Origin of the sequence: Pseudoalteromonas sp. SG44-8 (assembly GCF_014164125.1) — a bacterium.
In the GTDB taxonomy this organism is placed as follows: Bacteria; Pseudomonadota; Gammaproteobacteria; order Enterobacterales; family Alteromonadaceae; genus Pseudoalteromonas; species Pseudoalteromonas rhizosphaerae.
Window position 1 is genome coordinate 74301 of sequence record NZ_JACJEQ010000013.1, and the last position, 16258, is coordinate 90558.

Genomic DNA, 16258 nt, shown 5'->3' on the forward strand with positions numbered 1-16258 from the left:
GAGGCGCTAATTTATTCTTAATCGCGATATATTTTGGTTAAATCGTGGTAATGATCTATACGACGGTCGCGTAGGTACGGCCAAATGCGTCTTACATTTTCAGAACGCTTTTGATCAAGTTCAACAAGTAACAGTTGCTCATCAGTGTTGTTGGCTTCTGCTAGCAGTTCACCTTGAGGACCCGCTATAAAAGAGTTACCCCAAAATTGAATACCTTCACTTTGACCACTTGGATCACTTTCATGACCGACACGATTACAACTAATCACGGGTACGCCATTGGCAACCGCATGTGCGCGTTGCGATATTACCCACGCATCTTTTTGACGTGTTTTCTCGCCTTCGTCATCACGTGGATCCCAGCCAATTGCGGTTGGGTAAATTAATAGTTCAGCACCGGCCATTGCCATTAAACGCGCAGCCTCTGGAAACCATTGATCCCAACACACTAAGACACCAAGTTTGCCGACAGAAGTTTGAATTGGTTCAAAACCTAAATCACCCGGAGTGAAATAAAACTTTTCGTAAAAGCCTGGATCGTCAGGGATATGCATTTTACGGTATTTACCCGCAATTGTGCCGTCTTTTTCAAGCACTACCGCAGTATTGTGATAAAGCCCTGTGGCACGTTTTTCAAATAAAGAGGCAACAATAACAATGCTTAATTCTTTTGCAAGCTCAGCTAAAGTGTCGCTACTTGGACCAGGAATAGTCTCTGCCAAATCAAATACATCAACATCTTCGGTTTGACAAAAGTACAGACTGCGATGTAATTCTTGTAACACCACCAGTTGTGCTCCTTGGCTTGCGGCATCACGAATACCGGCAATTGATTTTGCCATGTTTTGTGCGGCATTATCACTGTTACTTTGCTGCACTAAGGCAACGGTTAAATTTGCAGGGCTGCTCATAATGATGCTCCAGCTAAAAATCCACGGGGTAATTGCATAGTAATGCAGTGTAAACTACCAAATTGATGAATAATTGGTAAGCAGTTTACGCCTATTATTTGATGCTCAGGGTAGGCCGTTTGAATTTGTGCTAAGGCTAATTCGTCATTGGCATCAGCATAAATAGGCACAAGTATAGCTCCATTAATGATTAAATAATTTGCGTAGGTGGCAGGTAACCTGTCGCCATCATCATTAAATACGGCTTTTGGCCATGGTAAATCAATTAAGGTATAAGGTTTACCTGTTGTTGTTTTAAAACCTTGCAACTGCTTTTCCATGGCATCAAGAGCGCTGAAGTGTTGGTCATTTTTATCATCACACTTTACATACACTAAGGTATCATTGGGCGCAAAACGCACTAAAGTGTCGATATGACTGTCGGTATCGTCACCAGCTAAATAGCCATGATCAACCCATAAAAAGTCGGTGGCGCCAAGTTGTTCACGCAAGCACTGTTCAATGTCTTGTTGGGTTAGATCTGGATTACGATTTGGATTAAGCAAACATTCACTGGTGGTCAATAGTACACCGTGTTGATCAATCTCTACACCGCCACCTTCAAGAACCAAATCAAGCGCTTGGTATTGATTGCGCGTATCGGCAAGTTGTTTAACTAGTACCGCATTAATTTTATTATCTAATTCACTGGTAAATTTATTACCCCAGCCATTAAAGATAAAATCAACAATTTTTAGTTGGCTATTATCAGCAACTGCGGCGCAGGTTAATGGGCCATGATCACGTGCCCACGTATCGTTACAGGGTGTAACAACAAAATGCACGCGGCTCAAATCAACAGCGTTGTTATGCAATAACTGGCTAATGTGTGTTTTTAAGGCTTCATCATGAGCGATGATCACTAATTGCTCTGCATTACAAATATGCTGACATAATTGCACGTATACAGGCTCTACAGCGGTTAAATTGTCGCACCAATCAGTGGCTTGGTGTGGCCAAGTGAGCATAACGGCGTCTTGCTCAGCCCATTCGGGTAAAAGTCTAAAGTTCATGAATTTAATAAACAAACAAAGGTGCTATTAGTTTAGCATTTCAACTATAGCCAAGCCACTTCAAAATGAGGGTTGCTAGTAGCTATATTATTCTGGTTTTGTTGGCTCTGTTGTGTCTTGGGTATCAAAGTTGTCGCTTTCATGTTGCAGCAGCTGACGCTTTTTCAGTTGTCTGGTTTGTGCATGTAAACTAGCACGTACCACAAGTTCTTGATCAGTATCGCGGATGGCTTTAAAAAGTAGGGTGTATTGGTAGTGTTCATCGTCAATCTTATTAACCGCAACTACCTCGGTGTAACAATAAATAGCAGAGGCTTCATGCTGTAAAAATAATTTAGTGCGAAATGCTTGGCCAATAGAGTAGACTTTTGTATCGGTTAGTTTGACACCGCCACCGCCGTAGCTATCACAATAAATAGCGTTATCTTCGGGCTGCTCTGAGGCCAATATATGGCTCATGATCAAGTCGATTTTACGCGATTGTGCTTGTAAAAATACGGCAAGCTCTTGTGCCAAATCACCAAGGCTACGCAATGGTCTTAACGAGCTTTGCTCTAATTCACTAACCTCATTGGCCAATTTAAATAACGGTGGGATATCTGCTTCTAGTTGCGCTAAGGTAGTAGGAACTTTGCTATCGTCAACAGCAAATAAATTTACTCGATTACTTTCATCAATCTGAAAGTACTGCTCAAACTCGGTTAATTTTTCACTATTCATCATAAGGCTCCTCGACGCAATAGCTTAATAGTAGCGCCGACAGCATAAAATTGCTAGTTATCAAATTACCATAAAAAAGGGCAAACCACTGTTTGCCCTTATATTTTTGTAGCTGAGCTTAAATCATAAATTACCCTCTTGGGTGTCGACATGTTCACGCTTGTGGTGGCTTGCAATTTCATCGGATAAATCTGCTCGCGAACGTTTTTCAGTAAGTTTGCGCTCAGTTAACCAATAAAAGAACAGTGGTACAAAGAACACGGCAAGGAAGGTTGCTGCCATCATGCCGCCCATAACGCCAGTACCAACGCTATGACGTGCACCTGCACCGGCGCCTGAGCTCAATACTAATGGCACTACACCTAAAATAAAGGCCATCGAAGTCATGATGATGGGTCTAAATCGAAGACGGGCAGCTTCAAGTGCTGCAGCGCTTGCGCTCCAACCTTGTTGATGTTTCATCAATGCATATTCAACAATCAAAATGGCATTTTTACTGGCTAAACCAAGTAAGGTCACTAAGCCGATTTGGAAGTACACATCGTTAGTCATGCCTACTAACCAGATTGATACCAATGCGCCAAAGGTTCCAAATGGCAATGCTAGCATCACCGAGAGTGGCAATGACCATCGCTCATACAGTGCTGCAAGGATTAAGAAAACCATGATCACCGCAAGGCCTAAAGCAATTCCTGTGGTACCTGAGCTGCGTTTTTCTTGATACGCAGAGCCGGTCCAGTCGTAGGTCATATCAGGTGGTAATACTGCTTTTGCAATACGTTCAACTTCAGCAATTGCTTGGCCAGAGCTGTAACCGGGTGCAGCATTACCGAGCAGTTTTACCGCAGGCAAGTTATTATAACGATTTAGACTTTCTGGTCCGCGACTATATTCAATATTAGTAAACGCAGACATAGGAACCATAGCACCTTGACTGTTTTTTACATAAATTCGTCCAATGTCATCAGGCTTCATTCTAAATTCAGCTTCTGCTGACATGAGTACTTGCCAAGCTCGGCCAAACTTATTGAAGTCGTTCACATAATATGTACCCAGTGTGCCGGCAAGGGCTGTAAAGGCATCGTCAATTTCAATGCCCATCGCGCGGGCTTGTTCACGATCTACATCAACTTTAAGTTGCGGTGCATTTGGTCGCCACAACGTTTGTAGGCCACTTAAAATAGGGCTTTTTTGTGCTTCAGCCATCATTAAACCCATGGCTTGTTGCAGTTTTTCTGGGCCACCTGCGCCTTTGTTTTGAATATAAAATTCAAATCCGCCAGTGCTCCCTAAACCAAAAATAGCAGGGGGGTTAAACGCTAAAACAAGTGCTTCGTTGATATGCGCAGTTTTCATAAACAGCTCATTAACCAAACTTTTAGTATCAATCTCTCGTTCATCCCAATGTTTTTGGGTGACGAATAAGGTGGCTGCACTGTTTTTATAACCGCCGCCAATAAAATCAAAGCCTGTAAATGCCACCACATTTTCATTGGCAGGATTAGATTGTACGGCGCTAATAACTTCAGCTACTACTTTTTCTGTACGCTCAAGGGATGAGCCATCAGGTAAGAAAATAGCTGAAATATAGTAGCCTTGGTCCTCATCAGGCACTAATGAACCTGGAGTGCTTTTCCAAAGGCCAATGGTAATTGACACCATACCAATCATCAGCAATAAACCTAATGCGCCACGGCGCACCATAAAACCAACAGCACCCACATACTTACTGGTTATTTTAGTAAATACACGGTTGAACCATAAAAAGAAGCTTGCGGTTTGTTTATGCTCTTGTTTTAAAATAAGCACACATAAAGCAGGGGTCATTGTTAGTGCAACTATGCCAGATAAGCTCACAGCAATTGAAATGGTGATCGCAAACTGACGGAATAGTTCGCCAGTTAAGCCACCTAGAAATGCAATTGGCACAAACACTGAGCAAAGTACTAGAACAATAGCAACAACAGGTCCTGATACTTCTTTCATCGCTTTTATTGCTGCTTCATGGGCGCTCACATGCTCTTCGTGCATGATACGCTCTACGTTTTCAAGTACCACTATGGCGTCATCCACTACGATACCAATAGACAGTACCATACCAAATAAAGTCAATGAGTTAATAGAATAACCAAGCATATACATGCCAGCAAACGTACCAAGTAATGACACCGGTACGGCAAGAGTTGGGATCAGTGTGGCGCGCCAATTTTGTAAAAATAAGAACACCACTAAGAAAACCAGCACCATTGCTTCAAGTAGTGTTTTCACTACTTCGCGGATCGAGACTTCAACAAAACGGGTGGTATCGTACGAATTTAAGTGAGCAAGTCCAGTGGGAAATTGCTGAGTTAACTCTGCTAATACGCCATTAACTTCTGCTGCTACATCAAGTGCATTGGCACCAGGTTGTAGGAAAATACCTAATAGTACTGCTTCTTTGCCGTTGATAGTGCCTCTGAAGTTATAATCTTTTGCACCAAGTTCAACACGGGCAATGTCTTTTAAACGTAAGCTACTGCCATCAAGGTTTGAACGAATAATGATTTCTTCAAATTGTTCAGGCTCTGATAAACGCCCTTGAGCGGTAACACTGTAAACCAGCTCTTGCGCTGATTGTGAAGTGGGGGTTGCACCAATCGAACCTGCTGCATATTGAGAGTTTTGGCTGCGAACTGCCCCTGCGACTTCTTCAACAGTAACACCGAGCTGACTCATTACATCAGGACGCAGCCAAATACGCATGGCGTAATCTTTCGCGCCAAAAATTTGTACGCTCGTTGTACCAGGAACACGTTTAATACGGTCTAAAATATTCAGGGTGACATAGTTTGAAGTCCATAGACTATCACGAGTGCCGTCCGGTGAATAAAACGCATGAACTTGCAAAAAACTCGATGAACCTTTTTGCACCACTACGCCTTGGCGCCGTGTTTCTTCAGGTAAACGAGCTTCAACTTGCTTTACACGGTTATTGACGTTAACTGCTGCTTGGTCAATATCGGTGCCAATTTCAAACGTTATTTCAATAGTTGTCGCACCAGAGCTTGTCGAGGTTGAAGACATATACATCATGCCTTCAACACCGGTAATCGCATTTTCAATCGGCGCGGCTACGGTTTGTTCGAGTACTTCAGCCGACGCACCCGGATAGGCTGCTGTCACTTGCACAACGGGTGGGGCAATTTCAGGGTATTGTGCGATCGGCAAGCTGCGCATGGCAGCCAGGCCCGCCAGCACAATAACAATTGAGATCACAAACGCAAAAATAGGTCTGTCGATAAAATAACGAGAAAACATAAAACTCCCTGCGCCTATTCTGCGCTTACGTTGTTTGTTGCATTGTTAACGGCCACTGGCATGCCCGGGAAGAAAATCTTTGCCATACCATCGATGATCACTTCATCGCCTTGCTGTATGCCTGATTTAATCAACCAAAAGTTTTTATCACCTTGATTATCTGGCTTTTGGATCCACTCACCTACTTCAACGGGAGCTGGGCGCGCAATCGTGCCGCCTTGTTCATTTTTAGCGACTACATAAACAAATTTACCAGTGCCATTATCAAGTACCGCACGTTGCGGTATTACAAATGCATTTTTGCGTACCGCACCACTTAACATCACTCGCACAAATTGACCTGGGCGAAGTTCAAAATCAGTGTTGGGGATAATTGCTTGTAGTTCGCTGGTGCCGGTATTTGGATTAATACGTACATCAGAGAAGTTAACTTTGCCACTTTTATTGGAGAGTGAACCGTCTTGTAATTTTATGCTCGTGTGCCACTGACCTTTTTCTGGCAGCGTTAAAGAGCCATTTGCAACATCTTGACGCATTTGTAATTGTTCACGCTCAGAAATACCAAATCGTAAACGAATAGGATCAAACTGGGTAATTTGCGTTAATAATAGATCGGGACCTGATACAAAAGTACCTACCGACACAAATTCACGGCCCACCACCCCAGCGACAGGTGCTTTTACTTGCGCATATTCTAAATTCAGTTGGGCTTCTTTTAATGCAACTTTCGCGGCCTCTAACGTCGTGTTAGCAATATCTTGGGTGGAGCTGGCGTTATCGTAATCTCGTTGTGAGACTGATTTCTCAGCACGTAGTTTGGCTAATCGTTTCACTTCACGTTCGGCTTGCACTAAAGATGCTTTTGCACCATTAAGAGCTGCTTGCGCGCTTTCAACCGCCAATTGATAGGGGGCTAAATCCACAGTGAAAAGTGACTGACCTTGCTTAACTGTCTGGCCTTCATCAAAGTTACGAGATTCTAGGATCCCCGTTACTCTGGCACGTACTTGAACTTCTTTAGAACCTGATAAGGTTGCCGGTAGTTCAATAGTGAATGGGGCATCTTCATAGGTTGCTATGGTTGTTGCCACAGCTGCTGGATGCATTGCTGCTTGCTCAGTTTTAGGTGCTTCACTACAACCTTGTAGAAACAACGAAGCCGAAGTAAATAAGAATAAAGATAATTTTGATGGTGCGAAAGACAGACGCATGGTTACTCCACAGTTCCAATTGTTAAGTATGAATAATTTATAATGTTTTATAAGCTAAAAGCATGGCTTACGTGGTGCTTAATCCGTATAGCTTAGTTAAATACGAGTGTATACCCTAAATTTTTACAGGTACAGGCTCGTGTTTATTTTTCAGTATTTTTTAAAGCTCAAAGTAGTTTGATACCTTAGAATTTAGATATTCTGTAAAGCTGTTTATAAAGTAATGAAGTCATTACTTTGTATGACAATAGCTTAATTATGAAGTGCTGTAAGTGCTTTGTTAGCGAAACAGCTTTAATAACCACAAAATTAACAAATTGCCTTGTAATTGGCGCTAAAACTCGTACCCTAGGCGTAATAATAATAGCAAGGGTAAAGTTAATAATGACGCGCAAGCCGACATTATCTACAACATTTATTGATCTGTCTTCACAGTTGCGACGTTTTGTTTCGCGCATTGTACAACCAGATGACGTGGAAGATATAGTACAAGAAACCTTTGTTAAGAGCTATCAAGCTGATTTAAAACAAGATATTAAATATACACGCAGTTATATGCTAAAGACTGCTAAGCATTTGGCGCTTAACCACATTGCTAAATGGGATAATCAGCATTGCGATTCATTAGATACCTCTGATGATTATCAGCAGTCGTTGAGATCTATGCAGCTTGAGGACGAAGTGACCTCAAAAGAGCGCTTTTTATTGTTTTGCCGTGCTACTGAGCAACTAAGCCAGCCAGTGCGAAAATGTTTTATTTTAAAGAAAGTATATGGCATGAGCCAAAAAGAAATCGCAGCGCAAATGAAGTTAAGTGAAAGTACGGTTGAAAAACATATTGCCAAAGGTTTGTTACAATCTATGCGCTACATGCAGCAACATGAGCAGTTAGGTGAGCACAGCAGTGCCACTATTGAACCTGCCAGGAGGGTGGGAAAATGAGTAATATCCATCAATTTTCGTCTAAAGATGCTATTCAAGCAGATGCCAGTCGTTGGATAAGTGCTATGGATAGGGGCTTATCAAAGCAAGAACGTATGCAATTTCAGCACTGGGTGCAACAAAATAAAGCCCATCAAGATGCGGTATTTGAGTTAGCCCAGTTATGGGATGAACTGAGCGTATTAAATGAGTTGAGTAGCTTATTTCCCAATAAAAACAGCATCAATAAGCCTGCCCGCAGAGAAATTAATTTTTCGATTGCGGCAAGTGTCTTTGCCGCATTGCTAGTTGCCAGCTTTATATTTGTTGGTATTGAGCAGTGGCCAACTACACCACAAGAACAAGCCAAGTACAGTAAAATTTACCGTACTAAAGTCGGTGAGCAAGCAACGTTTGTGCTACCAGATAGTACGATTGTGCAATTAAATACCAATAGCTTATTAGAAGTTGCGTATACAAAAAACCGCCGACAACTGATTTTAAGTCGAGGCGAAGGACGTTTTAATGTTGCTAAAGATGCCGCACGTCCATTTACGGTGATGGCAGGCGATAAGTCATTTACCGCACTGGGGACTGTTTTTAATGTGCAACGTAATGCAGCATCGGATCTTGAGCTGGTTGTTACTGAGGGTAAAGTGATGATCACGGATCCTTCGGTTGCCGTAAATGCTGATGATTTTGTACAATTACAAAGTGCTAGTAATGATACAGACAGTGTGAAAAAAATTAATGCTAGTATTGTTATCTCTGGCGAAAAAGCATTAATTAAAGAAAGTATTACCAAGCCAATCAAACGGTTAACACAAGATGATGTACAACGGGATCTGGCATGGCAACAAGGTATGCTAATTTTTAATGGCGAGTCGTTAAGCGAAGCACTGCAAGAAGTGAGTCGCTATACCGCAACGCGTTTTGAACTTGCTGATCCTGCATTAGCTTCTTTAAAAGTGGCTGGGGTGTTTAAAGCCGGTGATATTATCGGTTTACTTGATAGCCTGCGCATCAATTTAGCCATTGAGCATGAACGTTTAGGTGAACATATCGTGAGCCTAAAACACGGTGATCACAGCTAAGCTTTATGCTTGCTCTTTGATTTAAAGTGTCAGAAGTTACAATGGTAAATATAAAAAGTAAAAAAATAATTAATAAAAAAATAGGATTGCATAGCGGATTATTCTTTCTCAACTGTTTGTATAAGTTGCGCAGTAACCAAACGTATCCAATTTGTGGGTTAATTGTATTAGCACCTTTAGTATTTAGCCTAAATGTTCAGGCTGAGGCTGCAAATCCACAGATGGTACAATTTGATATAAAAGCGCAGCGAGCAGATCAAGCATTGATAGAGTTTGCAAAACAAACAGAACAAACCGTGGTTTTTTCGTTTGATTTAGCAAAACAATACCAAGCTCAATCAGTGTATGGTTATTACACTCAGTTAGAAGCGCTTAGTACAATGCTGAAAAATACTGAACTCGATGCGGTTGTTGATCAAAATGGTTTACTGAGTATAAAACTCAAACAAATCAATAGGAATGATAACAACATGAGAAAGCTTTCAGGGGTCAGTGCTGCTGTAATACCACTTTTAATGGCAACCAATAGCCAAGTTGCTAATGCACAAGAACAAGCCGCTCAAGAAAATATTGAAAAAATCGCCATCGTTGGTAGCCGTGTAGCAGGGCGTTCGGTCGAAGACTTACCCGTACCTGTTGATATTTTAAGTGCTGAAGCGCTAGAAAATACCGGACAAACAGAAGTCGGCCGTATGTTACAAGCTATCGCACCGTCTTTTAACTTTTCAAGTTCATCGATCAGTGACGGTACTGATGCACTACGACCTGCTACTTTACGTGGCTTAGGGCCAGATCAAACATTAGTACTTATCAATGGTAAACGTCGTCACCAAGCCAGCATTATCCATATTAATACATCTGTAGGTCGTGGTACCGCAGGTACAGATATGAATGCGATCCCAGCTGCTGCAATTAAACGTATCGAAGTATTACGTGATGGTGCGGCTGCGCAATATGGTTCAGATGCGATTGCGGGTGTTATCAACATCGTATTAAAAGATGCTGATGAAGGCGGTAAAGCCGCGGTTAACTATGGCCAGTATTCTGAAGGTGATGGCGAAACCGTTACGGTTGATTTTAATAAAGGCTTTGCTTTAGGCGATGATGGTTATTTAAATACCACTATCAACTACCGCGACCGTGCACCTACAAATCGTGCCGGTTTACATGGCTCTTGCCAGTTTTATGGTTGCACAGAGCTTGATGATGGCACGCTGTTAGCGGGCGATCCTCGTGAGCTGACTGCACCACGTGATACGTTTAGAATTGGTGATGCAGACTCGCAACAATTTGCTTTAACGGTGAATACCGGTTATGAACTTGCTGGTGGTGAGCTCTATGGCTTTATTACTTATTCAACCCGAGATAACGAATCAGCCGCGTTCTTCCGTCATAATGCCAATGCTGATGGCAACCCAGTTTTACAAGATGGTGATGCGGTGATCCCGATGGGCTTCTTGCCAATGATCAACACCACCATTGATGATATCTCGTATAACTTTGGCTTTAAAAAAGAGTTTGATAATAGCTCTAGTCTTGACCTGTCATACACCTATGGTGAAAACAGCATCGATTATACCACTAGTGACACTATCAATGGTTCATACGCTAATTTATTACGTTATGATCAAGGTTTAAGTGCTGATGATATTCGTGCCACTATTCCTCGCCAAGCGTATGCGTATGGCATGGAGTTATCACTGCAAACAATCAATCTTGATTTTACACAAGACTATGATAATTTTTCACTGGCAATGGGTGCCGAGCTTCGCACCGATGAATATCGTATTTTAGAAGGCAGTGAATACGCTTACCGTGATTATGATACTAATAATGGTGTTAATATTTACGATGGTATGAGCGGTGGTATTGGCAGCGAAAATGCAGCAGGTGGTACACAAGGTTTTGGTGGTTCATCGCCGGAATCTTCTGTGGATGAATCACGTGATGTGATTTCGTTTTACCTTGATGCTGAAACTTACATTATTGATGATGTAATTATCTCTGGCGCACTGCGTTACGATAACTACAAAGGCTTTGGTGATACGGTTAACTTTAAGTTAGCGGGTAACTGGTCGGTGACTGATGACGTTTCACTGCGCGGTGCGGTGAGTACTGGTTTTAGAGCACCATCAATGCAGCAATTGTACTTCAATAATATTAGTACTCAGTTTGTAGTCGGTCCTAATGGCGATCTAATTGCAGAAGAAGTTGGTACTTTTAGAAACGACAGCACACTTGCACAGAGTATTGGTATTCCAAAACTTAAAGAAGAAAAGTCACAAAACATGAGCTTAGGTATTGTGTATAACGTGACGGATAATATTAATGTTACCGTTGATTATTATTCAATTGATATTGACGATCGTATTGTGATCAGTAACCGTTTAGGTAAAGGGTTGTCATCAACGCTAGATGCTGCATTGGTTAGTTCTGGCGCAGGTGCAGGGCAGTTTTTCTTAAATGGTGCAGATACCGAAACGCAAGGTGTGGATTTTGTTGCGACATGGAACACGGAAGGCTTCGGCGGTACCCTAGATTTTACATTAGCGGCTAACTTTACTGAAACCGATGTGGTTGATTTATTTACTCCTGCGGGCAGTGGTTTGGAAACTATCCCTGTCGAAGATGTATTTTCTTCGCAAGAAACCTCAATCATCGAAGAATGGCAACCACAAGACAGAGTAAACTTAAGTGCATTATATCGCCTTGAAGATTGGACGGTAAACTTATCGCTAAATCGTTATGGCGAATACACGGTTGAAGATGGCGGTCGCCAGACTTACGGCGCTGAAATTCTTACCGATGTAAAAGTAAACTATTTTGTCACAGATAACTTGTCACTAAATATTGGTGCAAACAATTTATTTGACGTTTACCCTGATAAAAATACCATAGGTAATTCTCGCTCAGGCACAATTGTTGATGCTTCTGGTAATACTATTATCAGTTCAACCGGTGTATTTGAGTACTCACGCCGTTCAGCACCATTTGGTTTTAACGGTGCTTACTACTATGTAGGTGCTGAATACCGATTCTAAAAATAACTTCTCCTACGTTATTTAGTTTTGAAGGGCCGTCTGGCCCTTTTTTTGCTTTTAGTGTGATGTGAGTGCGATGGGGTAGTTATCATACTCTTTGATATTATTCATTACTGTCATTAAAGTTTGATGCGTACTGTTTTCGTCTGCAGCTATTTGTACTGTGGCGATATTATACTTCGCAGCAAACATCGCAAGGTTAGTGGCAACTTGGTTTAAGTCAATTAATCGCCCCGCAAAATACACCGCATTGCTTTGGTCAATACTAAAATGAGCACTTTTAGTTTGTTTATCAATACTGGGTTTATCTACAGGCCGTTGCAGCTCTATTGCCACAGGTTTTACAAATGAAGTTGTAACAATAAAAAATATTAAAAGTATAAATACAATATCAAGCATCGGCGTCATATCAACGTCAGCGTTTTGTGGGTTTACATGTTGTTTATTTCTCATAATGGAACCTTGTTATTTTTGATAAAATGCTGCGGCGCCACAGCGGGATAGTAGGTACCTATTAATAAGCCTAGACGATTAAAATCATGCTGTGGTTAAATAAATATGCTATTTTTATTAATTATTTGCATTGTTTTGTTATAAAAATCATTTAACTATAATTATGAGCATAAAAAAGCCCAGCGCGTGGCTGGGCTCTCATTTAAGCATTGTGGTTAATGCTTCTGCATACGGCTCATCTCCGTATGACAGCTTTGCATGGTCAGTAATACTTTAGCGAGGGCGGCTTCACAATCGTGCGGTTGTGGTTTTTTCATGGCAGCTTTAATTTCTTCAAGTGTTTTATCTTCCACTTCTTCAAGCTCTTTGACATAAATTTGGTCGTTGTTGGCACTAAATTTTGTGATCAGTGCGGTATATGCTCGGCGAGCTTCAACAGCAAAAGACGAACCATCTTCTCGTTCACCTTGCTGATTAATAGCGTAAGGCTGTAAGTTTTCAACGCTGACTTTACGTGCGTCTATCATACGCTGAAATAGCGCACCAATGGCTGGATCTTGTACTTTTTCCTGCGCCTTTTCATAAAAGTCGATGCCGCTGTTCATTACTTGGATAATGTCAGTGATATGATTTACTTCGTTTCCTTGCTGGGCATTCATAATATTGACCTCTTTAAGTTAAATGAATATTAAAGTTCAAGTAACTTAAAGCAATTGCCATTCCATTTTTAAATTATTTTAACATCATGATTATTAATACTTTTAAATTGATGTTTGCTTACTTGAAAATACCAGTAAGCAAATTTTACAGGGCTTTTGTAAGAGCGTTACTTTAATTCATCTGCAACTTCGGCTACTTTTTGGCGTAACCAAATATGACTGGCATCTCTGTGAAGTAATGGGCTCCAAATCATATCTAACTCAAATGGTGGTATAGGGAAGGGAGGCTCCAGAATTTGCAAACCGGGATCATCTAAATAAATATTAGCGGCTTTTGAAGGGAGTGTCGCAATCAGGTTCTTCTCTTTCGCTAGATGTATTGCAACGTGGTAATTACGGGTGAATGTGGCAATATTTCGGTGTTTACCAAAGTGGGCGAGCGCTTCATCAACCCAGCCAAGTTTTTGTACGTCTTTAGGATCCATACCAACCCCGACACCAAAACCTGTTTTACTTACCCAAATATGCCGAGCTTTTAAATAACTATCGAGGCTAAAATTTTCAATGATCGGGTTGTCAGCTTTTACTAAACAACAAAAGCTATCTTTCCAAATACGTTTGTGATGAAACGACTGCGGTAGGTTTTCGAAACGATTTATTGCCATATCAACTTTACCGTTTTCTACATCATGAAAAGTAACATCACTTGGAGTGAGAATATCGAGTGTGGTATCCGGCGCTTCATCGTGTAATTTACTCAGTAGCTTAGGTGCTAAGGTGCTGGCAGCATAGTCACTGGCCATAATCCTAAATACCCGTTTGCTTTGGCTGGCCTCAAATTCACGGTTTGGTGCAAGCGTTTCTTCTAATGTCATTAAGATGCCACGGATCACCGGCTGCAATTCAATAGCTCGTTCAGTGGGCACCATACCATCACTGGTGCGTACTAAGATCGGATCGTTAAACAGGTTACGTAAACGTTTTAAACCATTACTCATTGCCGGCTGTGTAATGCTAAGCTGGTTTGCGGCGCGAGTAACATTACATTCGCGTAATAAGGTGTCGAGATAAACGAGTAAGTTTAAATCTATTTTACTGATATTCATTGTGTGTCCTTTCGTCTACCATTGATGGATAAAACGCTGCGCTGCTGGATAAGGGTAGATATGGCTAACGACCCCTGCTTTTATATTTCGTTGCGCTTGCTGCCAAAATGCGACGTCTAATAGTTCTGGATGTGTTTGGCTGAAAACTGCTTTGTATTGCGGGTTTGGCATTACAAAAGTGCATAACTGCTCTGGAAATACATCTTGTGGTGCCACAGAGTAACTTTGCTCATTGGTTAAGTAGTCATCATAACTTTTTGCTTTAGGCAATGCCCTAAAGTTCATGTCTGTTAAATATTGCACTTCATCATAATCATAAAAAATAATGCGTTTGTGTTTACTGACACCAAAGTTTTTAAGTAACATATCGCCTGGGAAAATATTAACGGCGATCATTTCCTTGAGTGCTTGGCCATATTCTGCAATGGCAACAGCGGCATCTTCAGTATTAGCTTTTTCTAAATATAAATTCAGTGGCGTCATGCGTCGCTCAATATACATATGTTTGATGATCAGTAAGTCGCCTTCGATGATCATTGATGAACCAATAGTTTGTTTAAGCAGTGCAAGCAATGTAGCGTTAAAACGCGCAACAGGGAATACGACGTTAGAATACTCTATGGTATCTGCCATACGACCAACCCGATCATGGCTTTTAACTAATTGGTAGCGTTTGAGAACGGTATCGCGGCCAAATGGTTTACTTTCACCAAATTTGTCTTTAATTATTTTAAATACATAATCAAATGAAGGTAGGGTAAATACCATCATCACCATGCCCGGTGTGCCAGGGGCAATCACAAAATCATCACTGGAGCGTTGTAAATGGGTTAAAAACTCGCGATAGAACTCGGTTTTACCTTGTTTATGAAAGCCAATGGCATTGTAAAGCTCTGCTAAGGTTTTGTTGGGCATTAGTTGGTTTAAAAACCGAACTAATGCGGAAGGAGCGTGGGTTTCAACCATAAAATAAGCGCGAGCAAAGCCAAAAATAACCCGCATTTGCGATGAGTTAGTCAGTAAAGCATCGAGATACAGACCTTGCTCTTGATGATGTAACACCGCAATAATAAATGGCTGCACACCACTTTGTGATACCACACGGCCGACAATATAGGCTGCTTTGTTGCGATAAAATGGCGTTTGTAATATGTCAAAGCGCATTTGCCACGCACGGTGATGGGTGTCGGGTGCTTGTTTATAAAACGCCTTTACTAAAAGTCGTATATCGCGCTCTAAATTAACAAAATCGGCTTTAAAATCAAATTGATTAATTATTTTACGGATAGTGGGCTTTAAGCCGTCTACAACAGGAAAGTAGCTGCGGTATTCTGCTTCTACAGGAAGCGCAGGGGCATCTGCTAAGGTGGCTTTTACAAAAATAAAATCATTATTAAAATAACGTCGATGAAATAAGCGGCAAAACACAGAGTTATAAAATGTTTCGGCTAATTCTGCTTGTGGATGAAACGTTAAAAAGTGCTGGTAGATTTGTTTTGTTTGCAGCCAGAGTGATTCATCCAGTTGATTGGCTAATTGCTGATTTTGTAGTTGCTGGGTGGTTTCGTTAACCCGATCATCGTAATAAGTGATCCGCAAGCGACTAATGTCGTGCATTTTTGTCCAGTTTTTATTTGCAAATGCCAGAGGTGCTTGTGCGGTGATCTGCTGAAATAATTTATAATGCTTTTTAAAGCCATTTAAAATTAGCTCGGCAATGTTTTGTGGTTGCATGAACGGGTACTCCAAAATGACCTGTAGAGTATATGCTCTACACATGTTAAGAGTATGCT

At 41.3% G+C, this 16258-nt stretch carries 12 protein-coding genes; 3 read left to right on the top strand and 9 right to left on the bottom strand.

Annotation, left to right across the window (positions count from 1 at the left end; translation table 11 throughout):
• Positions 1-17: 17 nt before the first annotated feature.
• The 5 genes from H5163_RS12065 to H5163_RS12085 all read right to left on the bottom strand — a co-directional run bounded on the left by H5163_RS12065 (position 18) and on the right by H5163_RS12085 (position 7191).
• Entirely contained in the window at positions 18-911 is an 894-nt protein-coding gene (locus tag H5163_RS12065; protein WP_145233544.1) for a carbon-nitrogen hydrolase, read from the bottom strand.
• The gene (locus H5163_RS12070) at positions 908-1963 is read right to left on the bottom strand and encodes an agmatine/peptidylarginine deiminase (protein WP_182735220.1); all 1056 of its coding nucleotides are present in this window, start codon (positions 1961-1963) and stop codon (positions 908-910) included. Before H5163_RS12070 ends, H5163_RS12065 begins: the two co-directional genes overlap by 4 nt.
• 87 nt (positions 1964-2050) lie before the next feature.
• Positions 2051-2683: a PilZ domain-containing protein gene (locus H5163_RS12075; RefSeq protein WP_182735237.1), complete on the bottom strand. Its 633-nt coding sequence runs from the start codon at positions 2681-2683 to the stop codon at positions 2051-2053.
• A gap of 123 nt (positions 2684-2806) precedes the next feature.
• Complete coding sequence (locus H5163_RS12080) at positions 2807-5980, bottom strand: efflux RND transporter permease subunit (RefSeq protein ID WP_182735221.1); 3174 nt, start codon at positions 5978-5980, stop codon at positions 2807-2809.
• 14 nt (positions 5981-5994) lie between these two features.
• Complete coding sequence (locus H5163_RS12085; protein ID WP_182735222.1) at positions 5995-7191, bottom strand: efflux RND transporter periplasmic adaptor subunit; 1197 nt, start codon at positions 7189-7191, stop codon at positions 5995-5997.
• Positions 7192-7575: 384 nt separating this feature from the next.
• Here H5163_RS12085 and H5163_RS12090 point away from each other — a divergent pair, with 384 nt between their 5' ends.
• The 3 genes from H5163_RS12090 to H5163_RS12100 are packed head-to-tail and all read left to right on the top strand — an operon-like array spanning position 7576 to position 12247.
• On the top strand, positions 7576-8133 hold the full coding sequence (locus tag H5163_RS12090; RefSeq protein WP_145233553.1) for an RNA polymerase sigma factor: 558 nt from the start codon (positions 7576-7578) through the stop codon (positions 8131-8133).
• Positions 8130-9206 (top strand): FecR family protein, encoded by a 1077-nt coding sequence (locus H5163_RS12095; RefSeq protein ID WP_145233555.1) that lies wholly within the window; start codon positions 8130-8132, stop codon positions 9204-9206. Before H5163_RS12090 ends, H5163_RS12095 begins: the two co-directional genes overlap by 4 nt.
• Positions 9207-9247: 41 nt before the next feature.
• On the top strand, positions 9248-12247 hold the full coding sequence (locus tag H5163_RS12100; RefSeq protein WP_404936312.1) for a TonB-dependent receptor plug domain-containing protein: 3000 nt from the start codon (positions 9248-9250) through the stop codon (positions 12245-12247).
• A gap of 57 nt (positions 12248-12304) precedes the next feature.
• Here the strand turns inward: H5163_RS12100 and H5163_RS12105 are convergent, their stop codons facing one another.
• The 4 genes from H5163_RS12105 to aceK form a co-directional block, all read right to left on the bottom strand.
• Positions 12305-12700: a biopolymer transporter ExbD gene (locus tag H5163_RS12105; RefSeq protein WP_145233557.1), complete on the bottom strand. Its 396-nt coding sequence runs from the start codon at positions 12698-12700 to the stop codon at positions 12305-12307.
• A gap of 215 nt (positions 12701-12915) precedes the next feature.
• Positions 12916-13359 (bottom strand): PA2169 family four-helix-bundle protein, encoded by a 444-nt coding sequence (locus H5163_RS12110; RefSeq protein ID WP_145233559.1) that lies wholly within the window; start codon positions 13357-13359, stop codon positions 12916-12918.
• 167 nt (positions 13360-13526) lie between these two features.
• Positions 13527-14465, bottom strand: coding sequence for a LysR family transcriptional regulator (locus H5163_RS12115; protein ID WP_145233562.1), 939 nt, complete (start codon positions 14463-14465; stop codon positions 13527-13529).
• A gap of 15 nt (positions 14466-14480) precedes the next feature.
• Positions 14481-16199, bottom strand: coding sequence for a bifunctional isocitrate dehydrogenase kinase/phosphatase (aceK, locus tag H5163_RS12120; protein ID WP_182735223.1), 1719 nt, complete (start codon positions 16197-16199; stop codon positions 14481-14483).
• Positions 16200-16258: the final 59 nt, after the last annotated feature.